An 18,783-nucleotide genomic window follows, 5' to 3' on the forward strand; every position below is an offset into this window, starting at 1 on the left:
GCCCGGAGGCCGCCCCCGAGCGCCGAGCGCCCGCCCCGGTAGGATCGTCGCGCATCCCCACCCTCTCTCCTGGAGCCTCCAGCACATGGCAGACAGCCGCACCGCAGACGCCCGCATCGCCGTTCCCGACACCACCGCGAACGCGGCCGTCACTCCCGAGAAGGAGCAGCCCTACGCGGCGCTGGGGCTGAAGCCCGACGAGTACGCGAGCATCCGCGAGATCCTCGGCCGGCGCCCCACGAGCGGCGAGCTGGCGATGTACTCGGTGATGTGGAGCGAGCACTGCTCCTACAAGTCGTCCAAGATGTACCTCCGCCAGTTCGGGCAGAAGGTCTCGCCCGCCATGAAGAAGAACCTCATGGTCGGCATGGGCGAGAACGCCGGAGTGGTCGACGTGGGCGAGGGCTGGGCCGTCACCTTCAAGATCGAGAGCCACAACCACCCCAGCTACATCGAGCCGTTCCAGGGCGCGGCCACCGGCGTCGGCGGCATCGTCCGCGACATCATCTCGATGGGCGCCCGCCCCGTCGCCGTGATGGACGCCCTGCGCTTCGGCGACATCGACGATCCGGACACCGCGCGCGTCGTGCACGGCGTGGTCGCCGGCATCTCCTTCTACGCGAACTGCCTCGGCCTGCCGAACATCGGCGGCGAGACGTACTTCGACTCCGTCTACCAGGGCAACCCGCTCGTCAACGCGCTCGCGGTGGGCGTCCTCCGCCACGAGGACCTGCACCTCGCCAACGCCCGCGGCGTCGGCAACAAGGTCGTGCTGTTCGGCGCGCGCACCGGCGGCGACGGCATCGGCGGCGCGTCGATCCTCGCCTCCGACAGCTTCGCCGACGGCGGCCCGACCAAGCGGCCCGCCGTGCAGGTCGGCGACCCGTTCGCCGAGAAGGTGCTCATCGAGTGCTGCCTCGAGCTGTTCCGCAAGGACCTCGTCGAGGGCATCCAGGACCTCGGCGCGGCCGGCATCTCCTGCGCCACCTCCGAGCTCGCCTCCAACGGCGACGGCGGCATGTTCATCGAGCTCGACTCGGTGCTGCTGCGCGACCCCTCGCTGACGGCCGAGGAGATCCTGATGTCGGAGTCGCAGGAGCGGATGATGGCGGTCGTCCGCCCCGAGAAGCTCGACGCGTTCCTCGAGGTCGTCCGCAAGTGGGACGTCGAGACCAGCGTGCTCGGCGAGGTCACCGACTCCGGCCGGCTCATCATCAACTGGCACGGCGAGGAGATCGTCAACGTCGACCCGCGCACCGTCGCCGTCGACGGCCCGGTCTACGAGCGCCCGATCGCCTACCCCGCCTGGCTCGACGCCCTGCAGGCCGACTCCTCCTCGCGACTGCCGCGCTCGACCGAGGGCGACGCCCTCCGCGCCGAGACCCTCGCGCTGCTCGGCTCCGCGAACCTCGCCGACAAGAGCTGGATCACCTCGCAGTACGACCGCTACGTGCTCGGCAACACCGCGCTGAGCTACCCCGACGACGGCGGCATGGTCCGCGTCGACGAGGAGTCCGGACTCGGCTTCGCCGTCGCCACCGATGCCAACGGCCGCTGGTGCCAGCTCGACCCCGCGCAGGGCGCGCGCCTCGCGCTCGCCGAGGCGTTCCGCAACGTCGCCGTCACCGGAGCGACGCCCGTCGCCGTCTCGGACTGCCTCAACTTCGGCAGCCCGGAGAACCCCGAGGTGATGTGGCAGTTCCGCGAGGCCGTCGGCGCGCTCGCCGACGCCTGCCTCGAGCTCGAGATCCCCGTCACCGGCGGCAACGTCTCGTTCTACAACCAGACCGGCGACGTGCCGATCTTCCCGACCCCCGTCGTCGGCGTGCTCGGCGTGATCGACGACGTCGCCCGCCGCATCCCCTCCGGCTGGCAGGACGAGGGCGACAACGTCTACCTCCTCGGCGTCACCCGCGACGAGCTCGACGGCTCCGCCTGGGCGGGCACCGTGCACGACCACCTCGGCGGCCGTCCCCCGCAGCTCGACCTCGCCGCCGAGAAGTCGCTCGCCGAGCTGATCGCGGCCGGCTCGACCGAGTCGCTGATCGCCTCCGCGCACGACCTCGCCGACGGCGGACTCGTCGTCGCGCTGGCCGAGTCCGCGATGCGCTTCGGCGTCGGCGTGCGGATCTGGCTCGACGAGCTGATGGAGCGCGACGGCGTCGACGCCACCGCAGCCCTCTTCTCGGAGTCGACCGGCCGCGTGCTGGTGTCCGTGCCGCGCGAGGACGACGTGAAGTTCCGCGGGCTCTGCGAGGGCCGCGGCTACCCCGTGCTCCGGATCGGCGTCACCGACGCCGAGTCCCCCGTCGTCGAGGTCCAGGGCCTCTTCACGGTGCCGCTCGAGGAGCTGCGCACCGTGAACGGCGCCGTGCTGCCGTCCCGCTTCGCCTGACGCCGGGCGGCTCCGCTCCGGAGCCCACCCCACCCTCCAAAAGTTGCGGTAGTCGCGCGCCGCTACCGCAACTTCCGAGGACTCGCCCGCACCACCCGCCGGGGCCTCCGGCCGAGCCTCCAGAAGTTGCGGTAGTCGCGCGCCGCTACCGCAACTTCCGAGGACTCGACGCGCGCGTTCGCCCGCGCCCCGCGGCCGGTGCCCGCGCATGCCTGCGCACGCCTTCGAGCCCGCCCCACTCTCCAGAAGTTGCGGTAGTCGCGCGCCGCTACCGCAACTTTCGAGGAGTCGCCCGCGCCACCACCCGGCTCGCTCGGCCGAGTCTCCAGTAGTTGCGGTAGTCGCGCGCCGCTACCGCAACTTTTGAGGAGTGGGGCGGGCGAGTCTCCGCGGGTGCGTCGCGGGTGCGCAGAAGTTGTCGTGCTCGGGAAGCGCGTACGACAACTCTTGAGGAGTGGGCGCCGGGACTGGAGCGCGGGTTCCGGGATTACGGAATGTTTGCAATAGTGGAGGTATGACCTCCGAACGTGATCTCCCCGGCGAGCTCGACGAGCTGCGGGAAAGGCTCGAGCGGCTCGAGGGGGCCGCGCTCGTCGCGACGCCCGGCAGCACCGTGGCCGCCCCGGCGCAGGACGACCTGTTCTGGGCGCTCACCGCGCTCAAGGAGCGGCTGCCCTCGCCGGGCGGGGTCGTCTTCGCGGGTGCCGTCGCCACTCCGGCCGGGCCGGTCGAGTGGCAGTACGGCCTCAGCACCGACGCGTTCTTCGAGCGCGACTGGGGGTCGAGCCCGGGCCCGGCGGCGCTGGCCGCGCTGGGCAGCCCGGTGCGCCTGCGCTTCCTGCAGGCCGTCGCGGGCGGAGTCGAGACGGTCGCGCAGCTCGCCGAGAGCGAGGGCGCGGGCACGACCGGCCAGATCTACCACCACGTCAACCAGCTGGTCGCGGCGGGCTGGCTCGAGGCGCGAGGGCGCGGGCGCTACGGCATCCCGCCCGCGCGGCTGGTGCCCCTGCTGACGATCCTTCTCGCCGCAGGAGGTCCCCGATGAGAACCCGAACCCGCGTGATCGCCGCCGCCGCGGCCGTCGCCGTGCTCGGCGGCGGGGTGCTGCTGCGCCCGCCGGCACCCCGGCTCTCGGACGAGCGCACCGGCGACGCCGCGATCGCGCAGTGGCTGTCCGACCAGGCCGACGGCACGCGCGACCGGCTCGTCGCCGCGGTCGTCACTCCCGACGGCGTCCGCTTCGCCGGCCTCGGCGCCGACGAGAGCATGGAGGTCGAGATCGGCTCGGTGACCAAGACGATGACGGCGCTGCTCCTCGCGCAGAGCGCCGACACCGGGACGGTCGCCCTCACCGATCGCGCCGGCGACCACGCGGAGCTGGGCGGCTTCGACGGCACGCTGGAGGAGCTGGCGAGCCATCGCTCCGGGCTCCCGCGCCTGTCCTCGGCCCCGCTGGACCTGGTGGCGACGCTCGTCGCGCAGCTGCGCGGCGTCGATCCGTACACCACCTTCTCGCCGGACGACGTCCTGCGCCAGGCGGCGAGCGCCGGCGGCGGAACGGACGAGGTCGCGTACTCCAACCTGGGTGTCGCCGTCCTGGGGCAGACCCTCGCCCGGGCGGAGGGAGCCGACTACGCGGATCTGGTCCGGGAGCGGATCTTCACGCCGCTCGGGATGACCGGCAGCTCGGTCCCCGTCTCGGCGGACGCCCTCGCGCCGGACGCGCCCACGGGCTACTCCGAGAGCGGCCGCTCGGTCGGCCCGTGGACGCTCGAGGGCTACGCGCCGGCGGGAGGCGTCCGCTCGACCGCCGCGGACATGGCGCGGTACGCGAGCGCCCTGCTCACCGACGACCCCGCCCTCGGCGTTCCGGCCGCGACCGTTCTCGAGCCGCGCTTCGACGCCGGCGACGGCGACCGCATCGGCCTCACCTGGTTCACCTCCCCGGTGGACGACGGCGGCTCGACGACCTGGCACAACGGCGGCACCGCCGGCTACGCGACCATGCTCGCGATGGACCGGGAGCGCGGCGTCGCCGTCTTCGTCAACTCGAGCACCGCGACCTCGGTCGACGCGCTCGGCCTCGACCTGCTCGCCCACGTCCTGGAGGAGGAGGCATGATCCTCGCCACGCTGATCGCCCTCGCCGTCGCGGTCTTCACCGTCGGCCGCTTCGCACTCGGGAGCATCCCCTCGCGCCGCACCGCCGCGCATCTCGACCGCGACCGCTTGCGCGTGCTCACCCGCGGCATCGAGTCGGCGCTCGTGCTGCTCCTGGTGCGGGTGCTCGCCGACTGGACGCTGGTGACCCTCGTGCCGTGGTTCGCGCTCGTGGCGCTGGCGGCGGCCGGGGCAGCGGGCGCCGTCGTGCGCTGGAACGCCCTCCCCTGGCTCGAGGACCCGGCGAAGCGCCGCGCCCGGACCACCGGCCTCGCCGGCACGGTCGCCCTCTCGGCCGTGCTCGTCGGCGCGATCGGGCTTTGACCGACGCGCCGCCCATGGTGGTCGAGCAGCCCCGCAGGGGCGTATCGAGACCCACCACCGCCAGCAGGGCGGGACTGCAGACCCGACTCCCGGTGACGCGGGATCTCGATACGCCCGCTCCGCGGGCTACTCGATCAGCATGAGTCGGCAGCCGCCTCGATCAGCATGAGTCGGCAGCCGCCTCGATCAGCAGGATCATGCGGGCGCCTGCGCCCCATGCTGGTCGAGTAGCCCCGCAGGGGCGTATCGAGACCAACGGCCGGCAGGACGACCGGCTCAGCCGGCCTGGGTCGGCAGCGGCTCGGGCTCGGCGTTGTCGAGGACGCGGCCGTTCTGGTCACCGACGGTCAGGACCGTCGATGGGCTGAGGTTGAGGGTGTCGCCGCCGAAGAGGCTGCTCAGGGTGACGCCGTCGCGGCGGACGGAGTTCAGGGCGTCGAGGTAGTCGGCGCTGACGCAGAAGCGGTCGGCGATCCGGGCCGGGTTGTCACCGGCGGCGACGACATAGGCGGCGGGCGTGCCGTCGGTCGCGGTGCGCACCGTGCCGGCCGCGCCCTCGCGGGTCCCCCGGTCGCGCACGACCTCGAGGTCGACGTCGCCGATCGAGCCGCCGCCGGCGAGGTCGGAGATCACGCACTCGCCGGTCGCGGCGACGGGCACCGGCGCGAGCGAGACGCTCGGCACGGGACGCGGACCGGCGTCGACGCTCGGCGCGGTCGTGGCGGTCGCGGAGCTCGCCGCACCGGCCTCGGCGGTCGGCGCCGCGTCCGGGATGTCGGCCGCCGACGTGCAGCCGGCGAGCAGGAGGGTGCTCGCGAGCACGATCACGATGCGCTGAGTCGTCTTCGATGCCACTCCCAGACTCTAACCCGCACCGCGATTGACCTCCTCCCCCGCTGAATCCCATCGCCGACGCCTGTTGGACACCGGGCCCGCGACGGCGTCAACTGGAGGCATGCAGTACACGAATCTCGGCCGCACCGGTCTGTCCGTCTCCCGCGCCGTCCTGGGCACCATGAACTTCGGCCCGGAGACCAGCGAGCCCGACTCGTTCGCGATCATGGACCGCGCGCACGAGCTCGGCGTCAACTTCTTCGACACCGCGAACGTCTACGGCGGCGAGGGCGGACGCGGCGCGACGGAGGAGATCGTCGGCCGCTGGTTCGCGCAGGGCGGCGAGCGCCGCGAGCGCACCGTCCTCGCGACCAAGCTCTACGGCGACATGGAGCAGCACGCCGCTCCCGGCGCCGAGCGCGGTCGCGACTCCTGGCCCAACGGCGGGCGGCTCTCCGCCCTCAACATCCGCCGCGCGCTCGACGACAGCCTGCGCCGCCTGCAGACCGACCACATCGACCTGTACCAGTTCCACCACGTCGACCGCACGACGCCGTGGGACGAGATCTGGCAGGCGATGGAGGTCGCCGTGCAGCAGGGCAAGGTCCTCTACGTCGGCTCGAGCAACTTCGCCGGCTGGCACATCGCGCAGGCGCAGGAGGCGGCGCGCGACCGCCGCTTCACCGGCCTCTCCTCCGAGCAGTCCATCTACAACCTGCTCGTCCGCGACATCGAGCGCGAGGTCCTGCCCGCCGCCCAGCACTACGGGCTCGGCGTCATCCCCTGGTCGCCGCTGCAGGGCGGGCTGCTCGGCGGCGTGATCGAGAAGACGGAGTCGGGCAGCCGTCGCGCCTCCGCCCGCTCGCTCGAGGCGATCGAGAAGAACCGCCCCGCGCTGGAGCAGTACGAGGCCTTCGCCCGCGAGCGCGGGATCGCGCCGGGGGAGCTCGCGCTCGCCTGGCTGCTGCACCAGCCGGGCGTCACCGGTCCGATCACCGGGCCGCGCACGATGGAGCAGCTCGAGAGCGCCGTCGCGGCCGTCGACATCGCGCTCGAGCCCGCGGATCTCGCCCGCCTCGACGAGATCTTCACCGGGCACCGCACGGCGCCGGAGGACTACGCCTGGTGAGCCGCCCGCCCCGCTGATCGAGCGGGGCGCTCCCCTTCCATGCTGATCGAGCAGCCTGCGCACCGTGCGCATTTCATGCTGATCGAGCAGCCCGCGCAGCGGGCGTATCGAGATCCACCACCGCCGGAACTCGAGTCTGCAGACCCGCCCCTCCGACAACGGTGGTCTCGATACGCCCCTCCGGGGCTACTCGACCAGCATGTCGATCTCCCGTCCCATGACACCCCCTACCCGGAAAGAGACCCCATGAAGCAGCGCAGCCTCGGCGACATCAGCGTCGGCAGCATCGGACTCGGCGGCATGCCGATGTCGATCGAGGGCCGCCCCGACCGCGAGCGGTCGATCGCCACGATCCACGCCGCCCTCGACGCCGGCGTCACCCTCATCGACACCGCGGACGCCTACCACCAGGGCGGCGACGCCGACCTCGGCCACAACGAGCTGCTCATCGCGGAGGCGCTCCGCGGCTACGGCGGCGACACCTCCGGGGTGCTCGTCGCCACCAAGGGCGGGCACCTCCGCCCCGAGCCGGGAGTCTGGACGCAGGACGGCCGCCCCGAGTACCTCAAGGAGGCGGCCCGCGCCTCCGCGCAGCGCCTCGGCGTCGACGCGATCGGCCTCTACCAGTACCACCGCCCCGACCCCGAGGTGCCCTACGCCGACTCGATCGGCGCGCTCGCCGAGCTGCTCGACGAGGGAGTGATCCTCCGCGCCGGCATCTCGAACGCCGACCCGGACCAGATCCGCGAGGCGCACGGGATCCTCGGCGACCGCCTGGTCTCCGTGCAGAACCAGTTCTCGCCGAAGTTCCGCTCCAGCGAGCCGGAGCTCGAGCTCTGCGCCGAACTGGGCCTCGCCTTCCTGCCGTGGAGCCCGCTGGGCGGCATCACCTCGGCCGCCGAGCTGGGCACGTCGTTCGCGGCGTTCGCCACCGTCGCCGAGGCGCACGACGTCTCGCCGCAGGTCGTCTGCCTGGCCTGGGAGCTCGCGAAGTCGCCGACCGTCCTCCCGATCCCCGGCTCCTCGCGCCCCGAGAGCATCCGCGACTCGGCCACGGCGGCCGACCTCGAGCTGACGGCGGAGGAGCTCGCCTCGCTCGACTGAGCGCTCGCCTCATGCTGGTCGAGTAGCGCGCAGCGCGTATCGAGACCCACGCTCCGGACGACGGTGGATCTCGATACGCCCGCTCCGCGGGCTACTCGATCAGCATGAAGGGGCGGCTCCGAGGGCTGCTCGATCAGCATGCAGGGGCCCCGCGCGGGCCGTCGATCAGCGTGCGGCGGCGGCGGCCGGCAGGGCCGCGACGAAGGCGCGGGCCGCGGCCGTCGGCCGCTCGGGGAGGGCGACCATCGTGCGCCAGACGAGCAGCGGGTCCTCCAGCGGCACCGCGCGCAGGCCGGCCGGACGCTTCTCGGCGAAGTGCGCCGGCACGACGGCCACGCCCATGCCGTACTCGACGAGGTCGAGCAGGGTGTGCACGTCGTTCACCTCGAGCTCCACCTCGAACGCCAGGCCTTGCGCGGCGAACGCCTGGGCGGCGAGGTGGCTCGCGCCCCAGTGCTCCTGCAGGCCGACGATCGTCTGCCCCTCGAGGTCCGGGATCCGGCAGACCGGCCGGTCGGCCAGCGGATGCTCCGGATGCGCGAGCACCGCGAAGCCCTCACTGGCGAGCGGCCGCGTGACCACTCCCGCCGGCACCGCGCCGATGTCGGCGACCAGCGCGAGATCCAGCCGCCCGCTGCCCACCGCGTCCAGCAGCGTGCCGGACCCGTCATGGGTCAACCGCAGCCCGACGCCCGGGTGCTGCTCCCGGAAGGTCGCGAGCTCGCGCGGCAGGTGCACGCCGCCCAGGCACTCCTCGGTGCCGACCGCGAGACTTCCCCGCAGCACGCCCTGCACTGCCAGCACGGCGTCGCGGGCGGCGAGCGCGCTGGCGACCGACTGCTCCGACTCCGCCAGCATCGCGCGGCCGGCCGGCGTCAGCTCGACCCGGCGGGTGCTCCGGGTGAACAGCGGGCTGCCCAGCTCGCTCTCGAGCGCCCGGATCGACGCCGACAGGCCCGACTGCGAGATCTGCAGGGCGCTCGCCGCGCGGGTGAAGTGCTGCTCCTTCGCGACGGCGAGGAAGTGTTCGAGCTGGCGCAGTTCCATGGGTCCATCCTCCTCGCGCGCGGGCACCACCGGGACCGGTTGCGCCGGCGGCTCAGCGCCCCACGACCCAGCGCCCGACGGCTCCGCGCCCGGCGGACCGGCCTACCCGGCCTAGCGCTCCGCCGAGATCGCCAGCACCACGTCGGTGAGCGTCGCCCGGAGCCGCTCGAGCGCGGCCTCCTCCGAGTCGCCCTCGAGGATCGAGGTCTTCACCGCGTCGTCGTAGCTCGCGATCAGCAGGCGGACGGCCGTGGTCGGCGCCAGCGAGAAGTCGCGGTGCACCTGCTGCAGCGCCCCCCGCACGATGTCGACGAGGGTCGCGTCGAAGCCCGCCCGGAAGGCGCTGTACTGCGGAGCGATCGCCGCGTCGCGCAGCGCGAGCAGCTCGAACTCGGACTGCACGACGCACCAGCGCCGGCTGTCGGTGAACGGCCCCTGCAGGAAGTCGAGGATGACGACCGCGAGCGTCTCGGGGGTGAGCGGCTCGTCCGATTCGGCGACCTTGGGGATCGTGCGCCCCATCTGCTCGACCAGCCCGTCCAGGCGGGCGCCGTTCTCCCGCTGCATCAGCGCGAAGAACAGCTCCTCCTTCGTGGAGAAGTTGGAGTAGAAGGCGCCGCGGCTGAACCCCGCGCGCTCGCAGATCTGCTCGACCGAGGCGGTGTGCACGCCGGTCTCGGCGAAGACGTCGTACGCGGCGTCGAGGAGCCGCTCGCGCGTCCGACCCCGGCGGGAGGTCTCGACGGAGTCGGTCATCCTGAGTCCTTCCCGGGCGGGCGTCGGCGGTATTGAGATACATCACTGTATCGGATACATTCGCGTATCGGATACGTTCGTGTATCGAGCACGGTCGTGCATCGAACACGTCGCCTCCCGCGCGTTCGTGCTGACGGCACGACCGCGCTCTCCGAGCACAGAGTCGTGTCCCTTTCCGCTCCCCCGTCGTCAGGAGACACGCGTGTCGTCGATGCTCTACCGACTCGGCCGCTGGGTGTTCCGCGCCCACCGGCTGGTCGCCGTCCTCTGGCTCGCCGTCGTCGTCCTCGCGGGCGGCGGCGCGCTGCTGCTCAACCAGGGCACGGACAACACCTTCTCGATCCCCGGCACGCAGTCGCAGACCGCGCTGGACCAGCTCGAGCGCACCTTCCCGCAGGTCAGCGGCACCTCGGCGCGCTACGTCGTCGTCGCGCCCGACGGCGGCAGCGTCGAGGACGCGGACATCAGCGGCCCGGTCGGCGAGGCGGTCACCGCGCTGGAGGCGATCGACGGCGTCGCGGCGGTCACCGACCCCTACTCCGACACCGTCGAGGGCACGATCTCCGAGGCCGGCAACGCGCTCGTCATCACCACGCAGATGGACGGCTCCGCCACCACGACCTCCGAGGCGTCGCGGGACGCGCTCCAGGCCGAGGCCACCACCCTCCAGGACGCGCTCCCCGCGGGCGCCGTGGTCTCGCTCGGCGGCGACCTCTTCTCCCAGAGCCTGCCCGGCGTCACCGTCACCGAGGGGATCGGCCTCCTCGTGGCGCTGGTCGTCCTGGTGCTCACCTTCGGCTCGTTCCTCGCCGCCGGCATGCCGCTGGTGACCGCGCTGCTCGGCGTCGCGCTCTCGATGTCCGCGATCTTCATCGCGACCCGCTTCGCCTCGATCTCCTCCACCACGCCACTGCTGGCGCTGATGCTCGGCCTCGCGGTCGGCATCGACTACGCGCTCTTCATCATCAGCCGGCACCAGGACCAGCTGAAGCAGGGCATGGCGCCGGAGGAGTCGACCGCCCGCGCGACCGCGACCGCCGGCTCCGCGGTCGTCTTCGCCGGCCTGACCGTCATCATCGCGCTCGCCGGCCTCTCGGTCGCGGGCATCCCGTTCCTCACCACGATGGGCATCGCGGCGGCGGGCGGAGTCGCCATCGCGGTGGTCATCGCCCTCACGCTCACCCCCGCGCTGCTCGGCTTCGCCGGCGAGCGCCTCCGGCCGAAGGAGCGGAAGGCGAAGAAGGCCGCCGCGAAGCAGGCTGCCGCGACCTCCGGCGCCGAGAAGGCCGCCGTCACCACCGGCGCCCACACCGACCCCGACGCCGCCGAGGACGCGACCGCCCCCTCCCCCGGCTCGCACGTGCACGCCGAGGTCCCGCGCGGCTTCTTCCGCGGCTGGGTGCGCGTCGTCACCCGCTTCCCGATCCTCACGATCATCGCCGTCCTCGGCGTGCTCGGCATGGCGTCGATCCCGGCGCTGAGCCTCCGCCTCGCGCTGCCCGACGCCGGCTATCAGGCCGAGGGCACCCCCGCGCGCGACACCTACGACCTGCTCGCCGAGAACTTCGGCCCCGGCTACAACGGCCCGCTCATCGTCACCGGCACGATCATCGGATCGACCGACCCGCTCGGCCTGATGGCCGACCTCAAGACCGAGATCGAGGGCCTGGACGGCGTCGCCTCGGTGCCGCTCGCCACCCCGAACGAGACCGCGGACACCGGGATCATCCAGGTGATCCCCGAGGGCGGCCCGGACTCCGAGGCCACCAAGGCGCTCGTCGCCGAGATCCGCGACAAGCACGACTACTTCGAGGAGACCTACGGGGTCGACCTCGCGGTCACCGGGCAGACCGCGGTCGGCATCGACATCTCCGACACCCTGGCGAACGCGCTGCTGCCGTTCGGCCTGCTGGTCGTCGGGCTCTCGCTGGTGCTGCTGACGATGGTCTTCCGCTCGCTCTGGGTGCCGCTCAAGGCGACGCTCGGCTACCTGCTCTCGGTCGGCGCGTCCTTCGGCGCCGTCGCGGCGGTCTTCGAGTGGGGCTGGTTCGCCGACGCCCTGCACGTGGACAAGACCGGCCCGATCATCAGCTTCATGCCGATCATCCTGATGGGCGTGCTCTTCGGACTGGCGATGGACTACGAGGTGTTCCTCGTCTCGCGGATGCGCGAGGACTACGTGCACGGCCGTCCGGCCCGCGCGGCGGTCGAGTCGGGCTTCGTCGGCTCGGCGAAGGTCGTCACCGCGGCCGCGATCATCATGTTCTCCGTCTTCGCCGCGTTCGTTCCCGAGGGCGACACCAACATCAAGCCGATCGCGCTCGGCCTGGCGGTGGGCGTCTTCGTCGACGCCTTCATCGTCCGGATGACGCTCGTGCCGGCGGTGCTGCATCTCCTCGGCGACCGCGCCTGGCACATGCCGCGCTGGCTCGACCGAGTGCTCCCCTCCTTCGACGTGGAGGGCGAGGGCCTGACCAAGGAGCTCGCTCTCGCCGACTGGCCCGAGCCCGGCGCCAGCGACGCGGTCGCGGCCGAGGGGCTGTGCCTCGACGGTCCCGACGGCCCGGTGTATCGCGACGTCGACGTGCGGGTGCCCGCGGGCGGCGCACTCGTCGTGCACGGCCCGCACCGCTCGGGCCGCACCGCGCTGCTGCTGACGATCGCGGGGCGCCTCGCCCCCGACGCCGGCCGGCTCAAGGTCGACGGCCTCGTCGTGCCGATCCGCTCCTCCGCGGTCCGCGGGCGCGTCGGACTCGTCCGGCTCGCCGGCGCGGTCGATCCGGTGGCCGAGGTGCGCGCGGCGCTCGAGACGGCTCCGCCGCTGCTCGTGCTCGACGACCTCGACACCGTCACCGACCCGCAGCTGCGCGACGGCATCCGCGCCGAGCTCGACCGGGCCCGCGCGAAGGCCGCGCAGAAGGAGCACTCCTTCACGGTGATCGCCTCCTCCGTCGACGCGGACGCGCTCGACGACCTCCTCCCCACCGACCGCGGCGAGCTCGCGGTCTCCCCCGCGGCCGAGCGCCGCGCTATCGCGAAGGTCCGCTGACAGATGGCTCTCTTCTCCCTCGAACGCCCCCGCGGCGTCAAGAAGGTGTCCTGGGTGACCCTTCTCGGCATCGTCCTCGTCCCGCTGGTCATCGGCGGCCTGCTCGTCTGGGCGCTGTGGAACCCGACCGAGCGCCTCGACACCATCACGGCCGCGGTCGTGAACGAGGACACCCCCGTCGAGCTCAACGGGCAGACCGTGCCGCTCGGCCGCCAGCTCGCGGCCGGGCTCGTCACCGGCGGGGAGACGGACGCGGCGACGCCCGCGCCCTCCGCGTCCGGCACTCCCTCCCCCTCCTCGAGCCCCGCGGCGAACGTCTCGGGCTCCGACTCGACCGGCAACTTCACCTGGGTCCTCACCGACAAGGACGACGCGGCGAAGGGCCTCGCCGACGGCAGCTACGCGACCGTCGTCACCATCCCGTCCTCGTTCTCCGCTGCCGCGACCTCCTACGCCGGAGACGCCGCCGCCGCGACGAAGGCCACGATCGACATCACCACCAGCGAGAAGGCGAAGCTCGTCGACGACGCCATCTCGGCGACGGTCACCAGCACGGCGACGGCGCTGCTGAACACGCAGCTGACCACCGCCTACCTCGAGAACATCTACGTCGGCTTCAACACCCTGAACGAGCAGATCGGCCAGGCCGCCGACGGCGCGGGCACGCTCGCGGACGGCGCCGACCAGCTCGGCACCGGCGCCTCGACGCTCGCCGACGGCACCAGCACGCTCGCGGACGGCATCGACGACCTCGCCACCGGCGCCTCCGGCCTCTCGGACGGAGTGGCGCAGCTCGGCACCGGCGCGTCCTCCCTGGCGGACGGCGTCGCGCAGGTCGGCACCGGCGCCTCCGACCTCTCGGGCGGGGTCTCGCAGCTCGCGACCGGCGCGCAGCAGTCGGCCGACGGCGCGACGCAGCTCGCGACCGGCGCGGGCTCGCTCGCGGACGGCCTCGACGGGCTCGCCGCGGGAGTCTCGGCGCTGGGCGACACCGCCGCGACCGCCTCCGGGCTCGCCGCCCAGTCCGCGACCACCACCGGCACCTCGCTCGGCACCATCGCCGCGCTCGCGCAGTCCTGCGCCGCGACCGACCCCGTCTGCGCCGCCATCCTCGCGGAAGCCGGCAGCCAGCTCGACACCACGAACCAGGCCGGCGCGCTCTACCAGGCGGGCGCGACCGCTCAGTACGCCGCGGGCATCTCGGCCGGCATCACCGACGGAGTGAACGGTCAGCCGTCGCTCGTCGCCGGGACCGCGCAGTCGGCCGCCGGAGCGCGCGGCGTCGCCGACGGAGCGACCGCCCTCGCGGGCGGCCTGGGCCAGCTCTCGACCGGCGCCGCGACGGCCGCCGGCGGAGCGTCGCAGCTCGCCACCGGCGCCGCCTCCGCCGCCGACGGCGCCCGCCAGCTGGCGACCGGCGCGACCTCGGCCGCGGACGGAGCCGCGCAGCTCTCGACCGGCGCCTCCTCGGCGGCCGACGGAGCACGACAGCTCGCCGACGGCGCGGGCGGAGTCTCGGACGGCGCCCTCCAGCTCGCCGACGGCACCCGCTCGCTCGCGACCGGCCTCGACGCCGCGGTGGCCCAGCTGCCGACGTACACGGAGTCGGAGTCGCAGAACCTCGCCGACGTCGTCTCCGACCCGGTCGAGAACTCGAGCGGCACCAGCACGGACCTCTTCGGAGCGTCGAGCGTGCCGTTCTTCGCGACGATCGCGCTCTGGCTCGGTGCCCTGGCGACCTTCCTCGTCCTCGCCGCGTTCTCGCACCGCGCGCTCTCCTCGACCCGCTCCTCCGCGGCGCTGGCGCTGTCCTCCTACGTGCCGGCCCTCGTGATCGGACTCGTGCAGGGCCTCGCCGTCGCGATCGTGATGAGCGCGGTCGCGAGCCTGGACCTCGTGACCTGGTTCGGCTTCGCCGCGCTGGCGATGCTCGCGGGGGCCTCGTTCGCCGCCGTGAACCAGGGACTGGTCGCGCTGCTCGGCGGGCTCGGCCGGTTCCTCTCGATGGTCGCCGCGGTGATCGGCCTCGGCGCCGGCATCATCTCGACCGTCCCGGGCGTCTTCGACGACGCCCTCGCCTTCCTGCCGCTCTCGGCCGCGCAGAACGCGCTGGCCGGCGTGGTCGAGGGCACCGGCGGCGCCGGCGCCGCGGTGGTCGGCCTGCTGATCTGGCTGCTCTTCGGCCTCCTGCTGACGGTCGCCGCCATCGCCCGCCGCCGCGTCACCTCGGTCCGCGCCCTGACCCGCCCCGTCGAGGCCTGACCCCTCCCCTCCGCGAGATGCCACATGTGCACGCGACACGCCGTGTCGAGCGTGCACAAGTGGCATCTCGCGGAAGGGGTCAGGACGTCCAGCATCACGGAGCGGCCGCCGCAGGCGCCTCCCATGCTGGTCGAGCAGCCGCCGGAGGCGGCGTATCGAGACCCGCCGTCGTCAGCAGGCCGGGTCCGCAGACTCCACTTCTGACGCTGGTGGATCTCGATACGCCCGCTGCGCGGGCTACTCGATCAGCATGAAGCGGGGGCCGCTCGGTGAGCGGCCGCCCAGCATGTCGGGCGGGCGCCCATCCATGCTGGTCGGGTAACCGCCGCAGGCCCGCACCCATGCTGGTCGAGTAGCCGCCGGAGGCGGCGTATCGAGACCCGCAGGCAAGCCCGCCGGGCCGCCCTCAGTCCGCCGCGCCGCTCGCGATCTGCTCGTGGTGGTGGATGACCTCGGCGACGATGAAGCCGAGGAACTTCTCCGCGAAGGCCGGGTCGAGGTGCGCGTCCTCCGCCAGCGCCCGCAGCCGCGCGATCTGGCGCGACTCGCGGTCGAGGTCGGCGGGCGGCAGGCCGTGCGCCGCCTTCAGCCGCCCGACCTTCTGGGTGAACTTGAAGCGCTCGGCGAGCAGGTGGATCAGCGCCGCGTCGATGTTGTCGATGCTCTGACGGATCTGCTCGAGCTCGGCCAGCGCCTCGGCGTCCGACCCCTCGCGCGACGGTTCCTCGATCATGCCTCCGACCCTAACGGACGGGCACGACGCACTCCTGCCGTGGCAGACCTCCGGCTCGCGGAGGCACCTCCGGCACGCCGAAAGCCGCAGTTCCCGCGAGCCCGACCCGTAATCACGAGCCCGAGCTCGACCCCCGCCAAGCTCCGGCACGCAGAAACACCCCGGGCACGCGAAATCTCGCGATTTCCACGAGCCCCAGCCAGAATCACGAGCCGAAGCTCGACCCCACCGACCCCCGGCACGCACAAACGCTTCCGGCACGTCGAATCCCGCGATTCCCGCGAGCCGGAGCCGGAATCACGAGCCGAAGGCGGCGGCACGTCGAAGGCCCCCGCCCGTCACCGGGCAGGGGCCTTCGAGGAGAGGCGGCGTCAGTCGACGATGTTGAGGACGACGTCCACGTTGCCGCGGGTCGCGTTCGAGTACGGGCACATGGTGTGCGCCTTCTCGGCGACGGCGTGCGCGTCCTCCGAGCTCGCCTTGGGGACATAGATGTCGAGCTCGACCGCGAGGCCGAAGCCGCCGTCGTCGTTCTTGCCGATCGAGACGCTCGCCGACACCTGCGCGTCGGTGGTGTCGATCGAGAGCGCCTTGCCGGAGCCGTGCAGCGCGCTGAGGAAGCAGGCCGCGAAGCCGGCGGCGAAGAGCTGCTCGGGGTTCGTGCCCTCGCCGGAGCCGCCGAGCTCCTGGGGCGGGCGGGTGTCGAGGTCGAGCCGGTCGTCCTCGGTGCGGACGTGGCCGTCGCGTCCTCCACCGGAGGCGTGGGCGATGGCGGTGTAGAGAGCATCCATCCCTCCATCACACCACTGCGCGGCCGGGAGCGGGGTGAGCGTCGGGTGCACGTCCTCTCGACATCGCCGGCGCTCGGCACGGCCCTCACCCGGGAAGAGCCTCCGAACCGCGCCGTCCGGCCGTCAACCCCCTCGCGACTCCGCGCCGCCGGGTGTGGCCTGGAGAGGTACCCGGCGAGCGCCGGAGAACCACCGGCGTCAGCGCCGGGAGAAGGAGGAAGCATGCGCGCACTCACGTGGCAGGGCGTCGAGAAGGTCTCGGTCGAGACGGTTCCCGATCCCCGCATCCAGCAGCCGACGGACGCCATCGTCCGGATCACCTCGACCGCCATCTGCGGCTCCGACCTGCACCTTTACCGCCTGCTCGGCCCGTACCTCGACAAGGGCGACATCCTCGGCCACGAGCCGATGGGCGTCGTCGAGGAGGTCGGCGCGGGCATCACCAAGCTCAAGGTCGGCGACCGCGTCGTCGTCCCGTTCAACATCTCCTGCGGCGAGTGCTTCATGTGCCGTCGCGGCCTGCAGTCGCAGTGCGAGACCACCCAGGTGACCGAGTACGGCTCCGGAGCCTCGCTCTTCGGCTACACGAAGATGTACGGCCAGGTCCCCGGCGGCCAGGCGGAGTTCCTCCGCGTGCCGCTCGCCGACTACAACACCGTCGTCGTCGACACCGTCCTGCCGGACGAGAACTACCTCTTCCTCAGCGACATCGTGCCGACGGCCTGGCAGGGCGTCGAGTACGCGAACGTGCCCGACGGCGGCTCGCTCGTCGTCTTCGGCCTCGGCCCGGTCGGCCAGTTCGCCGCCCGCATCGGCGCGCACAAGGGCTACCGCGTGCTCGCGGTCGACCCGGTCGCCGAGCGCCGCGCGATGGCCGCCCGTCACGGCATCGAGGTCTTCGACTTCACGGACGACATCAACGACCAGTTGCGCGACCTCACCGAGGGCCGCGGCCCCGACTCCGTCGTCGACGCGGTCGGCATGGAGGCGCACGGCTCGCCGATGGGCTCGTTCGCGCAGACCGTCGCCGGGCTGCTCCCCGACCCGATCGCGCGGAAGGCGATGGACACGGTCGGCGTCGACCGGCTCGCCGCGGTCGTCTCCTCGCTCGACCTGGTGCGCCGCGGCGGCACGGTCTCGCTGAGCGGTGTCTACGGCGGCGAGGCGGACCCGCTGCCGCTGAAGTCGATGTTCGACAAGCAGATCACCCTGACGATGGGCCAGTGCAACGTGAAGCGCTGGATCGACGACCTGCTGCCGCTGGTCGAGGACTCGAGCGACCCGCTGGGCGTCAACGACCTCGTCACCCACCGCGCCCCCCTCGAGGACGCCCCCGGCCTCTACGAGACCTTCCAGAAGAAGGAGGACGGCTGCATCAAGGTCGTCCTGCAGCCGTAGCGGGCGGCGTGGGGTCTCGATATGCGCCTCCGGCGATACTCGACCAGCATGGGCCGCTCATGCTGATCGAGTAGCCGCGGGACGCGGCGTATCGAGATCCCTCCGCCGGGACACGACGAAGGCGGCGTCCCCGAGGGGGCGCCGCCTGAGTCGTGGTGCGGGGTAGACCTACTTGAAGACGTCCTTGATGTCCTCGCCGGTCTGCTTCGCGGAGGCCGAGGCCTGGTCCTTCTGGCCCTCGGCCTTCAGGCTGTCGTCGTTCTTGTGGTCGCCCAGGGCTTCCTTCGCCTTGCCGGCGATGTCCTGAGCGGCGTTCTTGATCTTGTCATCGAGCCCCATAGTGGTGCCTCCTTCGTGATCGTCGTGCGCTGAACTGTCACCCGAAGGTAGGAGCCGTTTCTGCTCGTCGGCTGGGAGCCGGAAGGGGCTTGCCCGGACGATCGCCGAGGTGCCACGATCGTCGGTTGCCCGCTCCCGGCGGGGTCACATGACGGGCGTCGCGGTGTCCGACGGCGCGGTCTGCGTCGGCTCCATCGTGGGCGTGCGGGTCGAGCCGTCATCGGCGCTGGTGGGCACGGCGCTCCCGGACTGGTTCGGGGTCTGCGCGTCGCCGGTGCAGCCCGCGAGCAGGCCGATGGTCAGGGCGGAGGCGCCGAGCGCGCCGAGGACGCGCACGGTGCGGGACGGTCGAGTGCTGAGCATGGGGTGCCTTTCCGGAAGCGGAGACGGGGCGGTCGTGCCCCCGTCCCCGTCGACGCTAGGCAGCGCTCTTCGCCGACGAGAAGGGCTTGACGCGCCGGTC

At 72.7% G+C, this 18,783-nt stretch carries 16 protein-coding genes; 9 read left to right on the plus strand and 7 right to left on the minus strand.

Annotated features, from left to right (window positions below; genetic code table 11):
- Positions 1–85: 85 nt before the first annotated feature.
- From purL to MT350_RS00130, 4 genes are all read left to right on the plus strand, one after another.
- On the plus strand, positions 86–2,395 hold the full coding sequence (purL, locus tag MT350_RS00115; protein WP_132437434.1) for a phosphoribosylformylglycinamidine synthase subunit PurL: 2,310 nt from the start codon (positions 86–88) through the stop codon (positions 2,393–2,395).
- Positions 2,396–2,909: 514 nt separating this feature from the next.
- The gene (locus MT350_RS00120; RefSeq protein WP_243615216.1) at positions 2,910–3,440 is read left to right on the plus strand and encodes a winged helix-turn-helix domain-containing protein; all 531 of its coding nucleotides are present in this window, start codon (positions 2,910–2,912) and stop codon (positions 3,438–3,440) included.
- Entirely contained in the window at positions 3,437–4,516 is a 1,080-nt protein-coding gene (locus tag MT350_RS00125) for a serine hydrolase (protein ID WP_243615217.1), read from the plus strand. The genes MT350_RS00120 and MT350_RS00125 overlap by 4 nt, the downstream gene beginning before the upstream one ends.
- Positions 4,513–4,878, plus strand: coding sequence for a hypothetical protein (locus tag MT350_RS00130; RefSeq protein ID WP_243615218.1), 366 nt, complete (start codon positions 4,513–4,515; stop codon positions 4,876–4,878). The genes MT350_RS00125 and MT350_RS00130 overlap by 4 nt, the downstream gene beginning before the upstream one ends.
- Positions 4,879–5,154: 276 nt before the next feature.
- Here MT350_RS00130 and MT350_RS00135 read toward each other — a convergent pair whose 3' ends face one another.
- Complete coding sequence (locus MT350_RS00135) at positions 5,155–5,733, minus strand: hypothetical protein (protein WP_243615219.1); 579 nt, start codon at positions 5,731–5,733, stop codon at positions 5,155–5,157.
- Between the two features lie 100 nt (positions 5,734–5,833).
- On the opposite strand from MT350_RS00135, the gene MT350_RS00140 reads away from it, so the two are divergent.
- Both MT350_RS00140 and MT350_RS00145 read left to right on the plus strand, forming a co-directional pair.
- Positions 5,834–6,841, plus strand: a complete 1,008-nt coding sequence (locus tag MT350_RS00140; RefSeq protein WP_243615220.1) for an aldo/keto reductase — start codon at positions 5,834–5,836, stop codon at positions 6,839–6,841.
- Positions 6,842–7,087: 246 nt separating this feature from the next.
- Positions 7,088–7,945, plus strand: a complete 858-nt coding sequence (locus tag MT350_RS00145) for an aldo/keto reductase (protein WP_243615221.1) — start codon at positions 7,088–7,090, stop codon at positions 7,943–7,945.
- Positions 7,946–8,110: 165 nt separating this feature from the next.
- Here the strand turns inward: MT350_RS00145 and MT350_RS00150 are convergent, their stop codons facing one another.
- Positions 8,111–8,992, minus strand: a complete 882-nt coding sequence (locus MT350_RS00150) for a LysR family transcriptional regulator (protein ID WP_243615222.1) — start codon at positions 8,990–8,992, stop codon at positions 8,111–8,113.
- A gap of 111 nt (positions 8,993–9,103) precedes the next feature.
- Positions 9,104–9,748 (minus strand): TetR/AcrR family transcriptional regulator, encoded by a 645-nt coding sequence (locus MT350_RS00155; protein ID WP_123447102.1) that lies wholly within the window; start codon positions 9,746–9,748, stop codon positions 9,104–9,106.
- 202 nt (positions 9,749–9,950) lie between these two features.
- On the opposite strand from MT350_RS00155, the gene MT350_RS00160 reads away from it, so the two are divergent.
- A complete protein-coding gene (locus tag MT350_RS00160; protein ID WP_243599324.1) occupies positions 9,951–12,797 on the plus strand; it encodes an MMPL family transporter in 2,847 nt (948 codons plus the stop codon).
- A 3-nt stretch (positions 12,798–12,800) separates the two neighbouring features.
- The gene (locus tag MT350_RS00165) at positions 12,801–15,059 is read left to right on the plus strand and encodes a YhgE/Pip domain-containing protein (protein ID WP_243615223.1); all 2,259 of its coding nucleotides are present in this window, start codon (positions 12,801–12,803) and stop codon (positions 15,057–15,059) included.
- A 406-nt stretch (positions 15,060–15,465) separates the two neighbouring features.
- Here MT350_RS00165 and MT350_RS00170 read toward each other — a convergent pair whose 3' ends face one another.
- Positions 15,466–15,792: a chorismate mutase gene (locus MT350_RS00170; RefSeq protein WP_132437413.1), complete on the minus strand. Its 327-nt coding sequence runs from the start codon at positions 15,790–15,792 to the stop codon at positions 15,466–15,468.
- A gap of 371 nt (positions 15,793–16,163) precedes the next feature.
- A complete protein-coding gene (locus tag MT350_RS00175; RefSeq protein WP_123736270.1) occupies positions 16,164–16,583 on the minus strand; it encodes an organic hydroperoxide resistance protein in 420 nt (139 codons plus the stop codon).
- A gap of 222 nt (positions 16,584–16,805) precedes the next feature.
- Between MT350_RS00175 and MT350_RS00180 the strand changes: the two genes are divergently transcribed.
- The gene (locus MT350_RS00180; RefSeq protein WP_123736269.1) at positions 16,806–17,981 is read left to right on the plus strand and encodes a zinc-dependent alcohol dehydrogenase; all 1,176 of its coding nucleotides are present in this window, start codon (positions 16,806–16,808) and stop codon (positions 17,979–17,981) included.
- Positions 17,982–18,149: 168 nt separating this feature from the next.
- Here MT350_RS00180 and MT350_RS00185 read toward each other — a convergent pair whose 3' ends face one another.
- Positions 18,150–18,320, minus strand: coding sequence for a CsbD family protein (locus MT350_RS00185; protein ID WP_123447107.1), 171 nt, complete (start codon positions 18,318–18,320; stop codon positions 18,150–18,152).
- A 144-nt stretch (positions 18,321–18,464) separates the two neighbouring features.
- Positions 18,465–18,683, minus strand: a complete 219-nt coding sequence (locus tag MT350_RS00190; protein WP_123447108.1) for a hypothetical protein — start codon at positions 18,681–18,683, stop codon at positions 18,465–18,467.
- Positions 18,684–18,783 lie beyond the last annotated feature (100 nt).

The sequence above is a fragment of the Rathayibacter sp. VKM Ac-2928 genome (assembly GCF_022815545.1).
In the GTDB taxonomy this organism is placed as follows: domain Bacteria; phylum Actinomycetota; class Actinomycetes; order Actinomycetales; family Microbacteriaceae; genus Rathayibacter; species Rathayibacter festucae.

What these genes read in the sequence shown, in the direction of transcription:
- MT350_RS00150 (WP_243615222.1), bottom strand. Translation starts at nt 8,992, where the DNA reads ATGGAACTGCGCCAGCTCGAACACTTCCTCGCCGTCGCGAAGGAGCAG.
- MT350_RS00190 (WP_123447108.1), bottom strand. Translation starts at nt 18,683, where the DNA reads ATGCTCAGCACTCGACCGTCCCGCACCGTGCGCGTCCTCGGCGCGCTC.
- MT350_RS00170 (WP_132437413.1), bottom strand. Translation starts at nt 15,792, where the DNA reads ATGATCGAGGAACCGTCGCGCGAGGGGTCGGACGCCGAGGCGCTGGCC.
- MT350_RS00120 (WP_243615216.1), top strand. Translation starts at nt 2,910, where the DNA reads ATGACCTCCGAACGTGATCTCCCCGGCGAGCTCGACGAGCTGCGGGAA.
- MT350_RS00185 (WP_123447107.1), bottom strand. Translation starts at nt 18,320, where the DNA reads ATGGGGCTCGATGACAAGATCAAGAACGCCGCTCAGGACATCGCCGGC.
- MT350_RS00155 (WP_123447102.1), bottom strand. Translation starts at nt 9,748, where the DNA reads ATGACCGACTCCGTCGAGACCTCCCGCCGGGGTCGGACGCGCGAGCGG.
- MT350_RS00180 (WP_123736269.1), top strand. Translation starts at nt 16,806, where the DNA reads ATGCGCGCACTCACGTGGCAGGGCGTCGAGAAGGTCTCGGTCGAGACG.
- purL (WP_132437434.1), top strand. Translation starts at nt 86, where the DNA reads ATGGCAGACAGCCGCACCGCAGACGCCCGCATCGCCGTTCCCGACACC.
- MT350_RS00165 (WP_243615223.1), top strand. Translation starts at nt 12,801, where the DNA reads ATGGCTCTCTTCTCCCTCGAACGCCCCCGCGGCGTCAAGAAGGTGTCC.
- MT350_RS00130 (WP_243615218.1), top strand. Translation starts at nt 4,513, where the DNA reads ATGATCCTCGCCACGCTGATCGCCCTCGCCGTCGCGGTCTTCACCGTC.
- MT350_RS00125 (WP_243615217.1), top strand. Translation starts at nt 3,437, where the DNA reads ATGAGAACCCGAACCCGCGTGATCGCCGCCGCCGCGGCCGTCGCCGTG.
- MT350_RS00140 (WP_243615220.1), top strand. Translation starts at nt 5,834, where the DNA reads ATGCAGTACACGAATCTCGGCCGCACCGGTCTGTCCGTCTCCCGCGCC.
- MT350_RS00175 (WP_123736270.1), bottom strand. Translation starts at nt 16,583, where the DNA reads ATGGATGCTCTCTACACCGCCATCGCCCACGCCTCCGGTGGAGGACGC.
- MT350_RS00145 (WP_243615221.1), top strand. Translation starts at nt 7,088, where the DNA reads ATGAAGCAGCGCAGCCTCGGCGACATCAGCGTCGGCAGCATCGGACTC.